This is a genomic window from Comamonas sp. DB36, from assembly GCF_057914905.1.
Window position 1 is genome coordinate 402,755 of the sequence record NZ_CP196631.1, and the last position, 16,533, is coordinate 419,287.

General features: G+C 67.8%; 14 protein-coding genes. 2 read left to right on the top strand and 12 right to left on the bottom strand.

Translation table 11 applies throughout. The annotated features are described in order from the left end of the window. Window positions 1–11 precede the first annotated feature (11 nt). Complete coding sequence (locus ACSVDO_RS01895; RefSeq protein WP_489594723.1) at window positions 12–2,231, bottom strand: protein-disulfide reductase DsbD family protein; 2,220 nt, start codon at window positions 2,229–2,231, stop codon at window positions 12–14. 271 nt (window positions 2,232–2,502) lie between these two features. On the opposite strand from ACSVDO_RS01895, the gene ACSVDO_RS01900 reads away from it, so the two are divergent. Next, window positions 2,503–3,165, top strand: coding sequence for a hypothetical protein (locus tag ACSVDO_RS01900; protein ID WP_489594724.1), 663 nt, complete (start codon window positions 2,503–2,505; stop codon window positions 3,163–3,165). Window positions 3,166–3,223: 58 nt separating this feature from the next. Here ACSVDO_RS01900 and ACSVDO_RS01905 read toward each other — a convergent pair whose 3' ends face one another. After that, window positions 3,224–4,702, bottom strand: coding sequence for an MATE family efflux transporter (locus ACSVDO_RS01905; protein WP_489594725.1), 1,479 nt, complete (start codon window positions 4,700–4,702; stop codon window positions 3,224–3,226). Window positions 4,703–4,763: 61 nt separating this feature from the next. Here ACSVDO_RS01905 and ACSVDO_RS01910 point away from each other — a divergent pair, with 61 nt between their 5' ends. Further along, window positions 4,764–5,621, top strand: coding sequence for a creatininase family protein (locus tag ACSVDO_RS01910; protein ID WP_489594726.1), 858 nt, complete (start codon window positions 4,764–4,766; stop codon window positions 5,619–5,621). Here ACSVDO_RS01910 and ACSVDO_RS01915 read toward each other — a convergent pair. The 10 genes from ACSVDO_RS01915 to ACSVDO_RS01960 form a co-directional block, all read right to left on the bottom strand. After that, window positions 5,618–6,100 (bottom strand): hypothetical protein, encoded by a 483-nt coding sequence (locus ACSVDO_RS01915; RefSeq protein ID WP_332537015.1) that lies wholly within the window; start codon window positions 6,098–6,100, stop codon window positions 5,618–5,620. The genes ACSVDO_RS01910 and ACSVDO_RS01915 overlap by 4 nt on opposite strands. A 23-nt stretch (window positions 6,101–6,123) precedes the next feature. Then, window positions 6,124–6,798 carry a histidine phosphatase family protein gene (locus ACSVDO_RS01920; RefSeq protein ID WP_332537017.1) on the bottom strand — a complete coding sequence of 225 codons (675 nt, stop codon included), beginning with the start codon at window positions 6,796–6,798 and terminating at the stop codon, window positions 6,124–6,126. 85 nt (window positions 6,799–6,883) lie between these two features. After that, the gene (locus ACSVDO_RS01925; RefSeq protein WP_489594727.1) at window positions 6,884–7,825 is read right to left on the bottom strand and encodes a PhzF family phenazine biosynthesis protein; all 942 of its coding nucleotides are present in this window, start codon (window positions 7,823–7,825) and stop codon (window positions 6,884–6,886) included. After that, the gene (locus ACSVDO_RS01930; protein WP_489594728.1) at window positions 7,825–9,009 is read right to left on the bottom strand and encodes an aminotransferase-like domain-containing protein; all 1,185 of its coding nucleotides are present in this window, start codon (window positions 9,007–9,009) and stop codon (window positions 7,825–7,827) included. Before ACSVDO_RS01930 ends, ACSVDO_RS01925 begins: the two co-directional genes overlap by 1 nt. A 249-nt stretch (window positions 9,010–9,258) precedes the next feature. Next, a complete protein-coding gene (locus tag ACSVDO_RS01935) occupies window positions 9,259–9,858 on the bottom strand; it encodes a LysE family translocator (RefSeq protein ID WP_489594729.1) in 600 nt (199 codons plus the stop codon). Window positions 9,859–10,004: 146 nt separating this feature from the next. After that, window positions 10,005–11,216: an HDOD domain-containing protein gene (locus ACSVDO_RS01940; protein ID WP_489594730.1), complete on the bottom strand. Its 1,212-nt coding sequence runs from the start codon at window positions 11,214–11,216 to the stop codon at window positions 10,005–10,007. Between the two features lie 17 nt (window positions 11,217–11,233). Beyond that, the gene (flgL, locus tag ACSVDO_RS01945) at window positions 11,234–12,442 is read right to left on the bottom strand and encodes a flagellar hook-associated protein FlgL (protein WP_489594731.1); all 1,209 of its coding nucleotides are present in this window, start codon (window positions 12,440–12,442) and stop codon (window positions 11,234–11,236) included. A 17-nt stretch (window positions 12,443–12,459) separates the two neighbouring features. Continuing rightward, window positions 12,460–14,415 carry a flagellar hook-associated protein FlgK gene (flgK, locus tag ACSVDO_RS01950; RefSeq protein WP_489594732.1) on the bottom strand — a complete coding sequence of 652 codons (1,956 nt, stop codon included), beginning with the start codon at window positions 14,413–14,415 and terminating at the stop codon, window positions 12,460–12,462. 20 nt (window positions 14,416–14,435) lie between these two features. Then, window positions 14,436–15,389, bottom strand: a complete 954-nt coding sequence (flgJ, locus tag ACSVDO_RS01955; RefSeq protein ID WP_489594733.1) for a flagellar assembly peptidoglycan hydrolase FlgJ — start codon at window positions 15,387–15,389, stop codon at window positions 14,436–14,438. Further along, window positions 15,386–16,531 carry a flagellar basal body P-ring protein FlgI gene (locus tag ACSVDO_RS01960; RefSeq protein ID WP_489594734.1) on the bottom strand — a complete coding sequence of 382 codons (1,146 nt, stop codon included), beginning with the start codon at window positions 16,529–16,531 and terminating at the stop codon, window positions 15,386–15,388. The genes flgJ and ACSVDO_RS01960 overlap by 4 nt, the downstream gene beginning before the upstream one ends. Window positions 16,532–16,533 lie beyond the last annotated feature (2 nt).

Sequence of the window (16,533 nt, forward strand, 5' to 3'; positions counted from 1 at the left end):
AGGGTATATCCCTAGAGCGCCTGCAGCGCGCCATGCACTTCGGCGGGCGACAGCAGCTCGGTCATGACATGCGGCGGCCTGCCCGGCGCATACAACACGTAGACCGGCACGCCGCTGCGGCCCAACGCGGTCAGCGCCTGGGTGATGGCCGGGTCGCGCCGCGTCCAGTCGGCGCGCAGCAGCGCCACGCCGCGCGCGGCGAAATCCGCGCGCACATCGTCGCGGTTGAGCGTGGTGTGCTTGTTGACCTGGCAGGTTACGCACCAGGCGGCGGTGAAGTCGACGAACACCGGCGTGCTCGCAGCCGTGAGGCTGCTCACGCGCTCGGCCGACCAGGGCTGCCATTCGGTGGCGCTGGCGCCGGCCGTGGCCGCGCTTTCGGCCGCCACGGCACGCGTGATGTGCGGGCCTACGGCGCTGCCCAGCCACAGCGTGGCCAGCAGCAGGCCGGCGCCCAGCAGCCAGCGGATCCTGCCGCCCAGCGTCAGCGCCCAGACCAGGGCGCTGAGCGCGACCAGCAGCACCAGCAGCGCGCCCGCGCCGTCGATGCCGCTTTGCTGGCCCAGCACCCAGACCAGCCAGGCAACGGTGGCAAACATCGGGAAGGCCATGGCGTGGCGGAAGGTTTCCATCCAGGCGCCGGGCCGCGGCAGCCAGCGCACCAGCGCCGGCAGGAAGCTCGCCAGCACATAGGGCAGGGCCATGCCCACGCCCAGCGCGGCAAACACCGTCAGCGCCTGGGCCGCGGGCATGTCGATCGCCAGTCCCAGCGAGGCGCCCATGAAGGGCGCGGTGCAGGGCGAGGCAATGGCCACGGCCAGCACGCCCGACAGGAACGCTTCGCCCACGGGGTGGCGCACCTGGGCGCTGGCCCAGCGCTGGGGCAGCATGCGGCCGAACTCGAACATGCCGGCAAGGTTCAGCCCCAGCAGCGTGAACAGCACGGCCATGGCCGCGACCAGGCCGGGCGACTGCAGCTGAAAGCCCCAGCCCAGCTGCTGGCCGGCCGCGCGCAGCGCCAGCAGCAGCCCGCCCAGCGCCAGGAACGACAGCAGCACGCCCGCGCCATAGGCCAGGCCGCCGATGCGCAGCGCGCGCCGGTCCTGGCCGTGGCGCGCAAAGCCGACGATCTTGATGGCCAGCACCGGGAACACGCAGGGCATGAGGTTGAGGATCAGCCCGCCGACCAGTCCGCCCAGCAGCGCCATCCAGAAGCCGCTGGCGCCGGGCGCGGGCGGCGCCAGCGGCACCTGCTGCGCATTGGCGGCCAGCGCCGCGGCCAGCGCCGGCGAGACGCCGGCAACGGGCGCGCTGCTCCAGCGGCCTTCGACCGCGGCCACGGTGCGCCAGGCCAGCGGGCCGCTCGTGGGGGCGGTGGCGGGTGCGAGCACGAAAGGCAGTTCATTGGGCGTTTCACCGCGCATTGCCGACAGCGGCCAGTCGGCGGTCCAGACCGCGCCGTCCCAGGCCTGGGTCCAGACGGCCGCGTGCTCCAGCACTTCGGGCGTTTCGGGAAACAGCGTCAGGTTCTGGCCCTGCAGCGCCGCGGGCAGGCCCGCGATGCGCAGCTGCAGCCGCTCGCCGGCCACCTTGGCCGTGCTCTGGCCGGACAGTGCCGCCGGCCGGCCCGCCTGGGCCGCGGCAAACGCCGGGGCATGCATGGCGGAGGCGCTGCGCACCGGCAACTGCAGCGTGAAGTCGCCTTCCTCGGGAATGCACTCGACGCGGCACACCAGCCAGCTCGCGTGCAGACGGACCGTCAATGTGTCGCCGGCCGGGGCCTTGAAGTCGGCGGCGACCTTGAACGGCACAGGCAGCAGCAGCTCGCCTTCATAGCCATAGTTGACCAGCGGGCCGACGCGAATCGCTTCGGGCAGCGGCCAGTCGATCTCGCCGGCTTCGAGGCCTGCGGGCAACTGCCACTGCAGTTGCGTGGGCAGGCCCGAGTCGCCGGCGTTCTTCCAGTAGGTGTGCCACTCGGGCTGGTGGGTGATCCGCAGGCCCAGCCACAGCGGCTGGCCGGGCGTGACGCCATCGGGTGCATGGGCCACGAGTTCCGCGCGCACGCGCTCGGTGGTGACCACCGCGCCTGGGCCGGTCAGGCTGGCGCCACGCAATTGGATCTGGGCGGCGCTGTCGCCGGCAGCGCCCAACGTCAGCAGGATGAGGACGAGGAGTCCGCAAGCAGCACGTACGAAGGGGAGGGCAGGGAGAAAGAGGCGATAGATCATGTTGGCTAAGTATGAGCCTGGCGGATGCGAAGTGGTTCCCGCGATGGTATCGCGCAGCGTGGCAAGGCATCTGCGGGCCTGCGCCACCATTTCGCGGCGCGGCAGTCCGCAGCCCGCGCCGGCGAAAGAAAACAGCAAAAGTGTTGTTTAAATCCATTGATTTTAACTATCGCTATGCATTGATTGATAGAATCAATCGAATCCCATGGTTGATGTCTGTTCGCTATTCAACCGGGGGTGTCGAAAATTGTTTGAATCAAAGGATAGAAAGATGTTTGGATTTCTAGAAAAAGCCTTCGCTGGCGTTGTGGATCAAGTGCAAACCTACCTGCCCGTGGTGGCGCAAGAGGCCTGGAATGCCTCGAAGGCCATCAGCAGCTTCACTTATCAGGGCGTGACCTGCTATGGACCGCCCGTCGCCAGTGCGGCCTGGAGCGCTTCGAAGGCCGCGGCCAAGTTTTCGTTCGACCAGGTGACAACCTATGGCCCGCCGCTGGCAAGTGCGGCCTTCAATGCGTCGAAAGTCGCTGCCCAGGTGTCGTATGACCAGGTGACAACCTATGGTCCACCCGCCATGCATGCGACCTGGGACATGTCGAAGGTGGCCATCGGTGCAGCGGCCCAGGTCGCCAAGCAGGTGGTCGACGCAGTCACAGCCGGCGCGGAATCCATGCTGCATCCGGTGGCTCCAAGCAAAGGCGCATTGGTGGAATGGCAGTCTGGTGCGCCAGCCGATGCGAGTGCCGATGAGTGGCTGCTGGTCGATGTGGTTCAAACCATCGATACCGCAAATGCATTTGTCTTGTTGGACAATGACGGTGGCGGCACCAAATACGTGGGCGAGTGCGAGGACGACTACGATTTTTCCAGCGTATCTTTCACCGGCTGTGCCAGCGCGGCGAATTGGCATCTGCATGCCCTGACAGCTGTCTGAGCTTGCGTCGCTGCAGGCAGGGTCACGGCGTGATTCCAGGCCGTGGCGCCTGCAGAGGTCAGGCGCGGGCGCCGGCCGGTGCCTGGCGCTGGGGCAGTCCTGCCTCGGTACAGACCGGCGAGGGCGGCAGCGCGCCGACTTCGGCGGGCGTGGCCAGATGGCCTTCGGCCGGCGCGAGCATGTGCGCCTTGCGCCAGCCGCCCCAGCGGTAGTAGCCCAGCGACAGCAGCATCGCGCAGGCCGCGCTGACCGGGAAGCTCCACCAGATCGCGTCCACGCCCAGCACCGGCTGCAGCCACTGCGCGAACGGCACGCGCACGCCCCACAGCGCCAGCGCCAGAATGACCAGCGGCGCGACCACGGCGCCCGTGGAGCGCACCACGCCCGAAATCACAAAGGTCACGCCAAAGAACAGGAACGAGCCTATGGCAATGTGATTGAGGTGGCGCGCGGTCTCGAGCGCCGCGCTGCCGTCGGGCAGGAACAGCGACAGCACCTGGCGGTCGGCAGCGACCGCCAGCGCAATCAGCGTGCCGGTCATCAGCACATTGCACAGCACGCCCGCGCGCGCCGTGGCGTCGACGCGCTTCCACAGACCCGCGCCGACGTTCTGCGCGGCCATCGATGAACACGCCGCGCCTATGGCCATGGCCGGCATCTGCACATAGGTCCAGAGCTGCAGCGACGCGCCATAGGCCGAGGACAGTTCCACGCCATGGCTGTTGACCATGCCCATCAGCATCAGCATGGACATCGAGATCAGCACCATTTGCGCGCCCATGGGCAGGCCCTTGACGACCAGCGCGCGCAGGATGCGGCCATCGGGCATGAACAGGCCCAGCTCGGCCGAGCCTATCCACAGCGGGTGGGCGCGCCAGCGCAGCCAGGCGAGCAGCGCGCCGAAGCCTATGCTGTGCGCGACCAGCGTGGCCATCGCCGAGCCGGCGATGCCCATGCGCGGCACAGGCCCCCAGCCGAAGATGAACAGCGGGTTGAGCGCGGTGTCGAGCAGCACCACCAGCAGCAGAAAGTAGAACGGCGTGCGCGTATCGCCCGCGCCGCGCATCACGGCCGAGACGAAGGTGAACAGATAGAGCAGCGGAATCGCCAGAAAGATCACGCGCAGATAGGCCACGGCCAGCGGCAGCGCCTCGGGCGGCGTGCCCAGCAGATCGAGGATATGGCCGGAAAACTGCCAGCCCAGCGCGGAGATGCCTATGGAGGCCGTGCCGAACAGCGTGGCGCTGGTGCCGATCACGCGCTTGGCCTGGGCCAGGTTGCGCGCGCCCATGGCCTGGGCGACAAGGATGGTCGCCGCCATGCCTATGCCGAACATCAGCCCGATGAGCGCGAACAGCAGGTTGTTGGCATTGGCCGTGGCGGTGATCGCGGCCTCGCCCAGATAGTGCCCGACCCAGATCGCATTGATCGAGCCGTTGAGCGACTGCAGCACATTGCCGGCGAGGATGGGAAGCGAGAAGACCAGCAGGGTCTTGCCGATCGGGCCTTGGGTCAGGTCGCGGGTAGTGGATGCCATGGCGCATTGTCCGTGGTTCGGCCCGGGTCCGCTGTCAGCCATCTGCACTACCATGGCGAACATGTCTGCGTCCTCTTCTGCATCCCCGCCCCGCTGGCCTTCGCGCTGGTGGGCCCAGGCGTCGGCGCGCGATTTCGCGCTGGCGCAGTCCAACGGTCTCGCCGCCGACACCGTGGCCCTGTTGCCGGTCGCGGCCGTCGAGCAGCACGGCCCGCACCTGCCGCTGTCGGTCGACGCGACGCTGGCCCGGGGCGTGCTCGATGCCGCGCTGGCGCTGCTGCCACCCGAGCTGCCGCTGCTGTGCCTGCCGCCGCAGAACATAGGGCTGAGCATGGAGCACACAGCCTATCCGGGCACGCTGACGCTGGAGCCCGCGACGCTGATCGCGCTGTGGAGCGAGATCGGCGCCTGCGTGGCGCGCGCCGGCGTGCGCAAGCTGCTGCTGTTCAACGGCCACGGCGGCCAGGTCAGCGCCATGGACATCGTCGCGCGCGAGCTGCGCGTCAAGCACCGGCTGCTGGTCTACAGCACGAGCTGGTTCGGCCTCGCGGGCGACGCAGCCAACCAGCAGTTCTGCGCGCACGAGCACCGTTTCGGCATCCACGGCGGCGAAGTCGAGACCTCGATGATGCTGCACCTCGCGCCGGACACGGTCGACATGGCCCAGGCGCGCAATTTCGCCTCCACGTCGGAAGAGCGCTCGAAGAAGTACGCGCTGCTGGGCAACGGCCGCAGCGCCAAGATGGGCTGGGCGATACAGGACTACAACCCTGCGGGCGCGGTCGGCAATGCGGCCGCGGCCACTGCCGAGCGTGGCCAGTCCATGGTCGAGGCCTCGGCACGCGGGCTGGTGCAGCTGCTGCAGGAAATCCATGCGCTGCCGGCGTCTACGCTGGTCGACGAAGCCCGACCTTATTAGGGGTTGACGCCCGCGAGGTGCAGTTCGCTGACCTGCCAATGGTGCAGGCATTCGCGCAGCACCAGCAGCGCCGCGGCCCAGACCGGGTCCTGGGGCAGCAGCGCATCGGCCGGTCCGGCGCGTTCGGCCTGGCGCGCGAGGCGCTCGAACAGCTGCTCCACGGCGTCGCGCGTGAGCACATTCTCGGCCATGGCGACGCAGGCGATGTCGTGCAGCAGCGCGTCGTGGGTCTGCAGATGCACGGGCCGCGGAAGCCAGGGGCCGGCGGGCATGATCGCGTCCTCGACTTCCTCTATGCCCTGCTCCAGCGCGAGCGCATCGGGCATCTTTCCCTGGAAGCGGTACTGGGCCAGCGTGTGCAGGCCCAGCGGCAGGTCGTGGCGCTCGTCGTCGGAGAGCGCGAGCCAACCCTGCACCGCGCCCAGATGCAGGGTCACGCAGGGTGGGGCGACGATCGTGGCGGAAGTGGCGGTGGTCATGTCACTTTGTACCCCAATGTGGCTCAGGCGTGGGTCGCCCAGTCGCGGTGCGCGTCGCTGTCGAGGTGATTGAGCGTGTTGAAAGTCTGCAGCATCAAGCGCCGCGGGCTGATGCTGAACTCGGTGACGGCGCTGTTGCGTATGCGCATGTTGAGCGCAATCGTTGCTTCGGGCGTAGTGCCCAGCACCTGGCCGACGGCCGCCGAGATCGGGCCGCCGCTGCTGACCAGCAGCACGTTCTGGCCCGAATGCTGCTGGCGCACCTGTTCGAGCGCGCCCTGCACGCCCGCCGAGAAATCGTCCCAGCTGGGCATGCCCTTGGGGCTGATCACGCCGGCCATCCACTGCGCGAGCGCGTCGCACAGCAGGCGGAAATGCTGGCGGTAGAGTTCGGGCGTGTCGGGCCGGGGCAGGGGCTGGGGATGGATTGCCGCGAGCAGCGCATGGCTGTCGTATTCATTGAGCCCGGGCAGCGGGGTGACCGGCGCTATCAGTCCCTCCAGGCCTTCGCCTATGGCGTCTAGCGTCTGGCGGTGGCGGCGCAGCGTACCGACCAGCACCGCGTCGAACACCAGTCCGCGCTCGCGCCAATACTCGCCCAGGCGGCGCGCCTGATCGTGGCCGCGCGCGCTGAGCTGGTCGTAATCATCGGCGCCAAACGAGGCCTGGCCGTGGCGCACAAGGTAGAGGGTTCCCATGGGCGCGATTGTGGGCAGCGCGCCCGGCGCCGCAAGTCACGCAAGCGACGGCGCAGGCGCGCATTGTCACTTGCGGGACCGGCAGCTAGAGCAGCACCGAGCCCTGAATGCAGCCCACGGTATGGCCGCCTATCCAGAGCTGGCGCTGGTCGTCGGCATGCACATGGACCCAGCCGTCGCGCCCCAGGCAACTGCCCTGGTTGGCGACATACGGAGCCTGCAGCCGGCCTTCGGCGATCAGCCACTGCGCCAGGCCCGCGTTGAGGCTGCCGGTGACCGGGTCCTCGTTGACTCCGGTGGCCGCGGCAAAGGCGCGCACTTCGAGCTGCACCGCGGGGCGGGCGCGCGCCGCTGCGCCGACAAAGGCGCGCGCTTCGCGGCTGGAGCGCCGCACCAGCGCGGGGCCGGCGTCATCTTCGGCCGGATAGATCGCGGCCACGCCGACTTTCTGGCGCAGTGCCTTGAGGCGCGCGTGGTCGGGATCGAGTGCCAGCACGGTGTCGGGGCTGTCGAGCAGCAGGCCCAGCCACTGGGCGCCGTTGTCGAGCTGCTGGGCCGCGAGCAGCTGTTCGGGCGCGAGCCCCAGCGCCGCGCGCACGGCGGCAAGCAGCTCGGGCGCGGCTGCGCTGCGGTCCAGCGAAGGCGCGGCAAAGGCCAGCGCGCCGTCGCGGCTGGCAATCGTCACCAGGCCCTTCTTGCACTCCTGCACGATGTGCTGCGCCGACTGCGGTTTTCCGCCATGGGCCAGCCAGGCGTGGCAGCTGCCCAGCGTCGGGTGGCCCGCAAACGCGAGTTCGCCGCCGGGCGTGAAGATGCGCAGCTGGTAGTCGGCACCCTGGGCGCGCGCGCCCGCCGAGGGCGGCAGCACGAACGTGGTTTCCGACAGCTGGGTCCAGCGCGCGAACGCCTGCATCTGCGCGTCGGCCAGCCCTTCGCCGTCGAGCACCACGGCCACGGGGTTGCCGCGCAGCGCGACCTGCGTGAACACGTCGACCTGCGCGAAAGCGCGCGAGCGCGGCGCCGGCATTACGCCTTGAGCGTCGCGCGGATGGCGTCGGCCAGCGCGGCGATGGCGGTGTTGATCTCTTCGCTCGATGCGGTCACATAGGACAGGCGCAGCGTGCGCGGATCGGCATGCTCGGCGTAGAACGGCGCGCCGGGCACGAAGGCCACATGGCGTTCGACGGCCGCGGCCAGCAGCGTCTGGGCGACCATGCCTTCGGGCAGCGTGACCCACAGGAACATGCCGCCGACGGGGCGCGTCCATTTCACGTCCAGGCCGGCCATTTCGCGTTCCAGCGCGCTCAGCATGGTGTCGCGCTGGGCCTTGTAGAGCATGCGTATGGTCGGCACATGGCGGTCGAGGAAGCCGTCCTTGATGACTTCGGCGACCACGCGCTGGTTGAAGCCGGGCGTGTGCAGATCGGCGGCCTGCTTGGCCTGCAGGAACTTCGGATAGATGTTCAGCGGAGCGACCAGGTAGCCCAGGCGCAGGCCAGGTGCCAGCACCTTGGAGAACGAACCCATGTAGATCACGCCGTCGGGATTGCGCGCGGCCAGCGGCAGCGGCGGCTCCTCTTCGAACCACAGGTCGCCGTAGGGGTTGTCCTCGATCAGCGGAATGTTGAGTTCGGCGGCCTTGGCGACCAGCGCGGCGCGGCGCGCTTCGCTCATGGTGCGGCCCGTGGGGTTCTGGAAGTTGGGCAGCACATAGGCCAGGCGGGCCTTGTCGGCGCCGCTGCCGGCCTGGGCGACGAAGTCGTCGATCAGGATGCCTTCGTCATCGCTGGCCACGCTCACGGCAATCGGCTCCTGGGGCGCGAAGGCCTGCAGCGCGCCGAGGTAGGTGGGCGTCTCGACCAGCATGCGGCTGTCCTTGTCGAGGAACACCTTGCCAATCAGGTCCAGCGCCTGCTGCGAGCCCGTGGTGATCAGCACCTGATCGGGATTGACGTCCCAGGGCAGCAGGTCGGCAACGGCCTGGCGCAGCGGCGCAAAGCCTTCGCTGGTCGAGTACTGCAGCGCGGTCGCGCCATCCCGCGCCATCACGGTGGCGCAGGCCTCGGTGAAGGCGCTCAGCGGGAATGCCTTGGGCGAAGGCAAGCCTCCGGCCAGGCTGATGATGCCGGGACGGTCGGTGAGCTTGAGGATTTCGCGGATTGCAGAAGGATTCATCTTGGCCGCACGCGCTGCCAGGGTCCAATTCGTCATAACTATCTCTCTGTCTTTGCTAAAACCGGCATTCGGGAATGCGATTGGGATCGGAGCACGCCGTTGTGGGGCATGTGCTGGCGAGGGGGCGAAGCGTCGGGCTCGGCGTAAATGTCCGCGCTGGCGCACCAGCAATGCAGCCATTTTGTCGCCTGCGGGGCCCATCGCGTGCAAAGCCGCAAAAATGGCAACAGGCGCGGCTATGGCAATTTTGGTGCACACCGGGCGCTTCAAGGGGCAAAACGGATTTCAAGCGGCCAGCATCCAGGCCGCGGTCAGCAGCAAAAGCAGGGCCATCAAGCGGTTGAACCACAGCAGGCGCCGGCCGTGGGCCAGCCAGCCGCGCAGCAGCGCGCCCACGCAGGCATAGAGCAGGTTGCTGGTCAGCGCGAAGAAAGCCATCACCGGCAGCACCACGGCCAGCCGCTGCCAGGCGTCGGCATGGCCGGCAATCCAGCCGGCGACGACGGTCAGCATCAGCAGCCAGGCCTTGATGTTCACGAACTGCAGGCCCACGCCTTGCCAGAATGGCACGGCCAGGGCGCCGCCCTGGGCCTGGGCGAGCTGGCCGGCGCGGCTCAGACGCAGCGCCAGCCACAGCAGATAGCCTATGCCCAGCGCCTTGATCGCCCAGCGCAGCGCGGGCACGGCCAGCACCAGCGCGCCCACGCCCGCGGCGGTGAGCAGCAGCAGCAGGCACCAGCCAAACGGCACGGCGCAGACAAAACGCAGGCTGGGCCGCAGCCCATGGTTGGCGGCCAGCGTGGTCGCCAGCGTGGTGTTCGGGCCGGGACTGAAGCTCATGGCGGCGGCCAGCACCAGCAGGGCAGTGAATTCGACGGCAGGCATGAAGCGTGGGAAGAGGGAGAAATGGGGCAGTGGATGTCACTGTATGCGCGAATGCGCCATCCTCCCTAGAGTGTTTTCACGCAAGCCCGCGATCCTCTTCGCCCGGGGGCCATCGACGGATCGACGGGCCCGGGAACAGAGGGGTGTTAGCGAGGTTCCGCGCGCATGGGGCGCACCGACTCGCAGCCGTCGCGCAGCATGCGCAGCAGGTTGCGGTTGACGCTTTCAAGCTCCATCTCGTGCGTCTGGCACAGCGCGCGAATCGCCGCGCCGTCGGGCGTCTCCAGCGCCTGGGCCAGCGCGAGGCTGGGCGCGTAGGGGCCGGTCTTGCCTATGATCGCCTGGTAGATGCGCTCGGACAGCGGCAGGCGGCGCAGCGTGCTGGCCAGCGGCTCGCCCAGCAGCACATCGAGCTGCGAGAACAGGCCGCACAAATAGACTTCGCGCTGCAGCTCATGGCCCATGCCGGCCTCGACCAGCCGTTCCGTGAGCTGGCCGCGCATCACCATCGCGGCGCGCACCGGCTGCAGATCGGGTTCGGTGTCGGCATGCGGCAACTGGTCGGCCAGCCAGCGCTGCAGCGTGCCGTAGCCCAGCATCACCAGGCCGCGGCGCAGCGAGTCGACGCCGGTGCGCAGGCCCAGTGCCGCGGAATTGGTATAGAGCATGAAGCGGTAGGCCAGCACCGGATCGCAGCCCAGGATGGCCTCGAAACTTTCAAGCGACTGCTCGGCGTCTATGGCCTGCATCAGCTCCAGCACCCGCCGGCGGCAGGGCTGGGCGCCGCGGCCGCGCAGCTGGTGCAGCACATCTTCGGCGGGCCAGCCGGCCACGGCGGCCGCGCGGTGTTCATCGAGGCAGCGCGTGAGCAGATGGCGGCTTTGCACGTCTTCGTACATCTGGCCGTCGAGCAGCGCGCCGGGCAGCGCGGGGTGCTCGGGATGCGTCTCGTCGGGCGCCAGGCTCAGCAGGCTGTTGGCAAACCATTGCGCGGTGCGCGCGTCGGGCAGCTCGCCGAGCGCGCCGCGCCAGACCAGCTTGAGTCCGCGCGCCTGCGCGGCCTGGGCCTGGGCGTAGAGCGAGGAGTCTTCGATCCAGTCGCCGCGCACTTCGATCCAGGGGCTGCCCGCGGGCGCATTCTGCAGGAAGGCGCTGAGCAGTTGGTGTGTCTGCGGCGACAGCAGCAGCGGCGGCGCGGCCTGGCTCCACATTTCCTGCAGGATGCGCAGGAAGTGCGGGATATCGGGATCGAGCGCCGGGTCGCAATCGATGTAGAGCTGCGCGCCCGCAAGCGTGCGTTCGTTATTCCAGAGCGGCCGATAACCAAGTGTCAGAGAACTGAGTGCGGACAGAGCCATGGAATAAAGTCAAAAAATCAACCGATGTAATCGAACAAGGACAGCTTCTGGATCTGGGCATAGGACTGCAGCGCCGCCGAATGGTTGGTCTGCAGGGTTTTCAGATCCGATAGTGCTGTAATCATATCGACATCTTCCGCCGAGGAGCGGTCGGCTTCGAGTTGCAGCGACTTGGCGCTGAACTGCAAGGTCAAGGTATCGGCGCGCTGTAGCAGATCGCCGGCAAAGCTGCGCACGGTCTGCATGCGGTTCATGCCGGTATCGATCTCGGCCAGGGCCTTGGCAATGCCATGGGACAGCGAGCCCGAAGCCGTGCTGCCATCGGGGTTGACGCCGGTGCGCACCACGTTGATCGCCTCGTCGAGAATGCTGAACAGATCGCTGCGCTCGCTCGCACCGATGGTGAAGCTGTCGCCGTTGGCCGGAGCGCCGGTGATGGTCAGGCCCATGCCCGCGACCGTGATCTTGTCGCCCGATTTGTAAGGCACGGCCGCGCCGCCCGCGATGCTGTACGTCGTCGTGCCGTCCGCGGCCACGCTGAACGTGATGTCGATAGGCGGAACGGTGGTCGCAGCGGCGGCGGCGGCGGTCGGATCGGTGATCTGGCCGATGTCGGTCCAGGCCTTGCCGGTGTTGGTCGCGCTCTGGGTCACGGCCAGCACGCCGTTGCCCGTGGGAACATTCATGAAGGCCGCGACGCCGTCCAGCGAGTTGGCGATGCCGTTCGCACCGCTGCTGGTCTGGCCCGACTGGCCCAGGAAACTGCCGCCCTGCAGCGGCTGCTCGGCGCTGCCCAGGCCGCGGAACAGCGCCAGCCCGTTGCTGTCGGTGCGGTTCGCGAAGTTCGCGATCTGGTCGCGCAGCGAAGTCATCTGGGCGACCAGCGCATCGCGCTCGGTCTGGGTATAGGTGCCGTTGCCCGCATTCACCACCATCGAACGGAATTCCGTCAACGCCGTGTTGGCGCTGCCCAGCGCGGCTTCGCCCTGGGTGATGATGGAAACCTGCGCGTCGAGCGCGCGCTTGTCGGCATCGGTGCGGTCCATGCGCGTGCGCGCGCGCTCGGCCTGGGCGGCGGCGACCGGATCGTCGCTGGCGCGCACCACGCGCTTGCCCGAAGTGGTGCTTTCCATCAGATGGGCCATTTGGGCCTGGCGCTCGGTGAGGTTGTTCACCGTGCGGTCGTACATGTTGGCGGTGCCAAGGCGGGTGATGGTATTGCTCATCGGAAACTCCTGTGGTGTCAGCGACCGACCGTGGCGATCATGCTGTCGAAAATGCTTTGCGCGATCTGCAGCATCTTGGCCGAGGCCTGGTAGGCCTGCTGGTACTGCAGCAGCTTGGCGGCCTCCTCATCGAGGTTGACGCCCGAGATCGAAGTCCGTTCGGCCTCGAGGTTGTTGGCGATGGTGCTCGACAGATCGGCGGCCAGCTTGGCACTTTGCGTGCGTGTGCCGACCTGGGCGATCAGCGTCGAGAAGCCGTCGCTGAGCGTGGTGCCGCCGTCGTACAGCTTGGCATCGCGCAAGGCGAGAAAAGCGGTCGCATTGCCTGCATCGCGTTTCCAGTTGTCGCCCAGCGCCGTGCTCTTGGCATTGTCCACCGTGACCTTGTCGCCCGCGTGCGGCGTGCCGGTCAGGGTGATCTCCCAGCCGTCGATCTTGAGCGGCTGGCCGGCCACATAGTTGCCCGTGGCGCCGTTGCTGGCGGTGTAGGTGATCGCCGAAGTCGTCGGATCGACCGCAAAGGTGATGTCGACCGGACTGTTGACGCCCGGGATGCCCGCTCCCGTGACCGCGAGGCCGGAGAGCTGCAGCGAACCCTTGTTGCCCGCGGAAATGGTGGCCGCGATGGGGTTGGAAACCGCGAGGTCCTGGGGCGCGAGCACCAGCGCCTTCATTTCGGCGGCGGCGGTGCTGAATGGCTTGAAGAGCACGGTGTCATGCTTGGCGCCGGCCGCGGAAATGTTGAACTGCAGGCCGTCGACGGTCTCGGCGGACAGCGCCGCAACGTCGGCGTAGGTGCGCGTGAGCCCGTCGGACAGGCGCACCAGATGGACTTCGCCGGCGTCGCCGAAAACCGCCTTGTAGTCGGAGGCCACATAGGCGGTGGCGTCGAGCACGGGCTTGGGCGTGGCGGCCGACTGGGTGTCGACGAAGCTGACCGAGGCCGTGACGCCGGCGATCGCGGTGTAGCCCTTCATTTCCGTGATCTGCGAGAACAGCGCACTGCCTGGCGTGCCCGACAGCGTCAGGCCATTGCCCTGCTGGGCATTGAGCGCGGTGCTGATCACCTGGGCCATGCGGCCCAGCAGATTGCGGCCTTCGGCAAGGTCTTCGTTGTTGAATTTCAGCAGGCCCGCGATTTCGCCGCCGCCTATCATGCTAGTGCTCAGCTCCACAGCCTCGTTGCCGGGCTGGCTGAAGTAGATCGACATCTGGCCGCTGCCGGGAAACTGCGCGGACTCGCGCACCGCCAGCTGCCCCGCGGTCGCGCCCAGCACCAGCGCCTGGCTGCCGCCGACGAACAGGTTGATCGTGCCGTAGGCACCATCGACCTGGCTGGTCTGCACGTACTGGTTCATCTCGCGCACCAGCTGGTCGCGCTTGTCGAGCAGGTCGTTGGGAACCAGGCCCGCGGCCTGGGAGCGGCTGATCTGGCCGTTGAGCTCGGCGACCTGGCTTGCCAGGCTGTTGACCAGCGTCACGCCGTTCTGGATCTGCAGCTTGTTGGTGTACTCGAGTTCGTCCAGGCTGCTCGCGGCCGACTTGAAGCGCGATGCCAGCTCGGTCATGCGCGTCAGCACCACGTTGCGCGCGGTGAGGTCGGTCGGGGCGTTGACCACGTTCGAGAAGCCGTTGAGCATGTCGTTCATCGCCGCGCCCAGCCCGCTTTCGCCGCCGGCGAAGGCTTCCTGCATCTTGGACAGCGATGCCGCGCGCGCCAGATCGGCGGCGTGGATGGAGCCTGCGGTGTTCGACTGGCGATTGAGCAGCGCGCTGTAGTTGCGCACTATGGAGCTCACGCTCACGCCGTTGCCGACGTAGCCGTAGCCGATGTCCTGGCCGAAATTCGTGCCCATCGACACGGTCTGGCGCGAGTAGCCCTCGGTCTTGACGTTGGCAATGTTGTTGCCGATGGTCTGCAGGGCGATCTGGTTGGCCATCAAGGCGCCCGATCCAACGTTGAGAAGGCTCATTTTGTTATCTCTCTAGGCTTTTAGGCTTGGGTGCCCTGCACGCGCTGGGTACTCTGGATGGCGCGGTTGAGCTTGTTGGCGTATTGCGGGTCGGTGGCGTAGCCGGCTTTCTGCAGCTCGCTCGCATAGGCGAGCGCCGATCCGGTCTGGGCGCGGGCTTTTTCGTAGCGCGGGTTGTTGTTGATCAGTTGTGCGTAGTCGCGGAACGACTCCTCGAACGAGCTGTAGGCACGGAACTTGGCCGTGACCTTGCGCGGCACGCCGTCGATGTATTCGGTGGTGGTGATTTCCGCGACCTTGCCGGTCCAGCTGCCGCCGGCCTTGATGCCGAACAGGTTGAACGAGTTGCTGCCGTCGGCGTTGCGGATCTCGCTCTTGCCCCAGCCGGTCTCGTGGCCGGCCTGGCCCAGCATGTAGGCCGCGGGAATGCCGCTGGCCTGGGCCACGCGTTCGGCGGCGACCGCATGCGAGCGCACGAAATTGTCCAGGCCCTGGGGCGATGGCGTTTTCGCGGCATAGGCGTCGACGGTGCTGGTGGCGGCCACGCCCTTGTTCGGCACGAAGCCGCCGTAGCGCGCAAACCCACCCTGGCGGCCCGAAAGGCTCAGCGTCGAGGGCAGGGCGTCATCGCCGTCGCCTTCGGAAACGCCGCCCATGGCCTTGGACAGTTGGCGCGCGATCGCGTCGGCCAGTCCGCCGGGCTGGCCCGACATAGAGACCGACAGCTGCTGGTCTAGCATGTCGGCGCCGAGGTTGCCCTGGGCGCCGTCAAGCAGGCCCGACTTCATCGTCGCCTCGCGCATGCTCTTGATCATTTCGCGCATGAACAGCGACTCGAGCTGCTTGGCGGTCTCGCGCACGGCTTCGGGGTTGTTCTGCCCGGCTTCGTATTTCAGCGCATTGAGCGAACGCGCGTCGACGGCGAGCGCGTTGGAGGTGCCCATGGACACGGTGGAATTCAGCGACATGCTCATATGACCTCCAGTTCGGCGTTGAGTGCGCCCGCGGCCTTGATGGCCTGCAGGATGGCCAGCAGGTCCTGGGGCGTGGCGCCCAGCGAGTTGAGCGCGCGCACCACGTCGGTGAGCTGCGGCGAGGCCGGCACCTGGATCACGTTGCCCGGTTCCTGGCGGATCTGGATGCTGGCTTTTTCCGCGACCACGGTCTGGCCTTGCGACAGCGGGTTGGGCTGGCTGATGACCGGCGTGGAGCTGATGGTGATCGACAGGTTGCCGTGGGCGATCGCGCAATTGCCCAGCGTCACGGCCTGGTTGAGCACGATGGAGCCGGTGCGCGCATTGATCACCACCTTGGCCGAGGGCGTCGAGGCGCCGATCGCCAGCTCTTCGAGCTGGGCAATGAAGCGCACGCGCGCGCCCGGGTCGTTGGGCGCGTTGACCTGGACCGTGCGGCCGTCAAGCGCGCTTGCCGTGCCGAAGCCCAGGTTCTTGTTGATGGCCTGCACGACCTTGTCTGCGGTCTGGAAATCGGTGGCGTTGAGGCTCAGCTGAATGGTGTTGCCCTGGTGCAGCGGCGTCGGCACGGCACGCTCGACCTGTGCGCCCTGCGGAATGCGTCCGGCGCTCAGGTGATTGATCTGGACCTTGGAGCCGCCCTGCGATGCGCCCGCGCCGCCGACCACCATGTTGCCCTGGGCCAGCGCGTAGATTTCACCGTCGGCGCCGCGCAGCGGCGTGGCGACCAGCGTGCCGCCCTTGAGCGACTTCGCATTGCCCATGGACGATACGTTGACGTCTATCATCTGGCCGGGCTGGGCGAATGCCGGCAGCTCGGCGGTGATGATCACCGCGGCCACGTTCTTGAGTTGCAGCTGGCTGGCATTGCCGCCTGCGGGCAGGGCGATGCCCATCTGCTGCAGGTAATTTGCGAGCGCCTGCTTGGTGTAGGGCATCTGCGTGGTCTGGTCGCCCGTGCCATCGAGGCCGACGATCAGGCCGTAGCCGGTCAGTTGGTTGCTGCGCACGCCTTGGACGGCGGCAACCTCCTTGATGCGCAGGGCGTGGGCTGGCAGGGCCGGCACCGCCGCGCCTGCGGCGATTGCCCAGAACGCAAGGTGGGTCGGGCGCAGTTTGAGGAGCGTGGACAGTGCTTTCATAG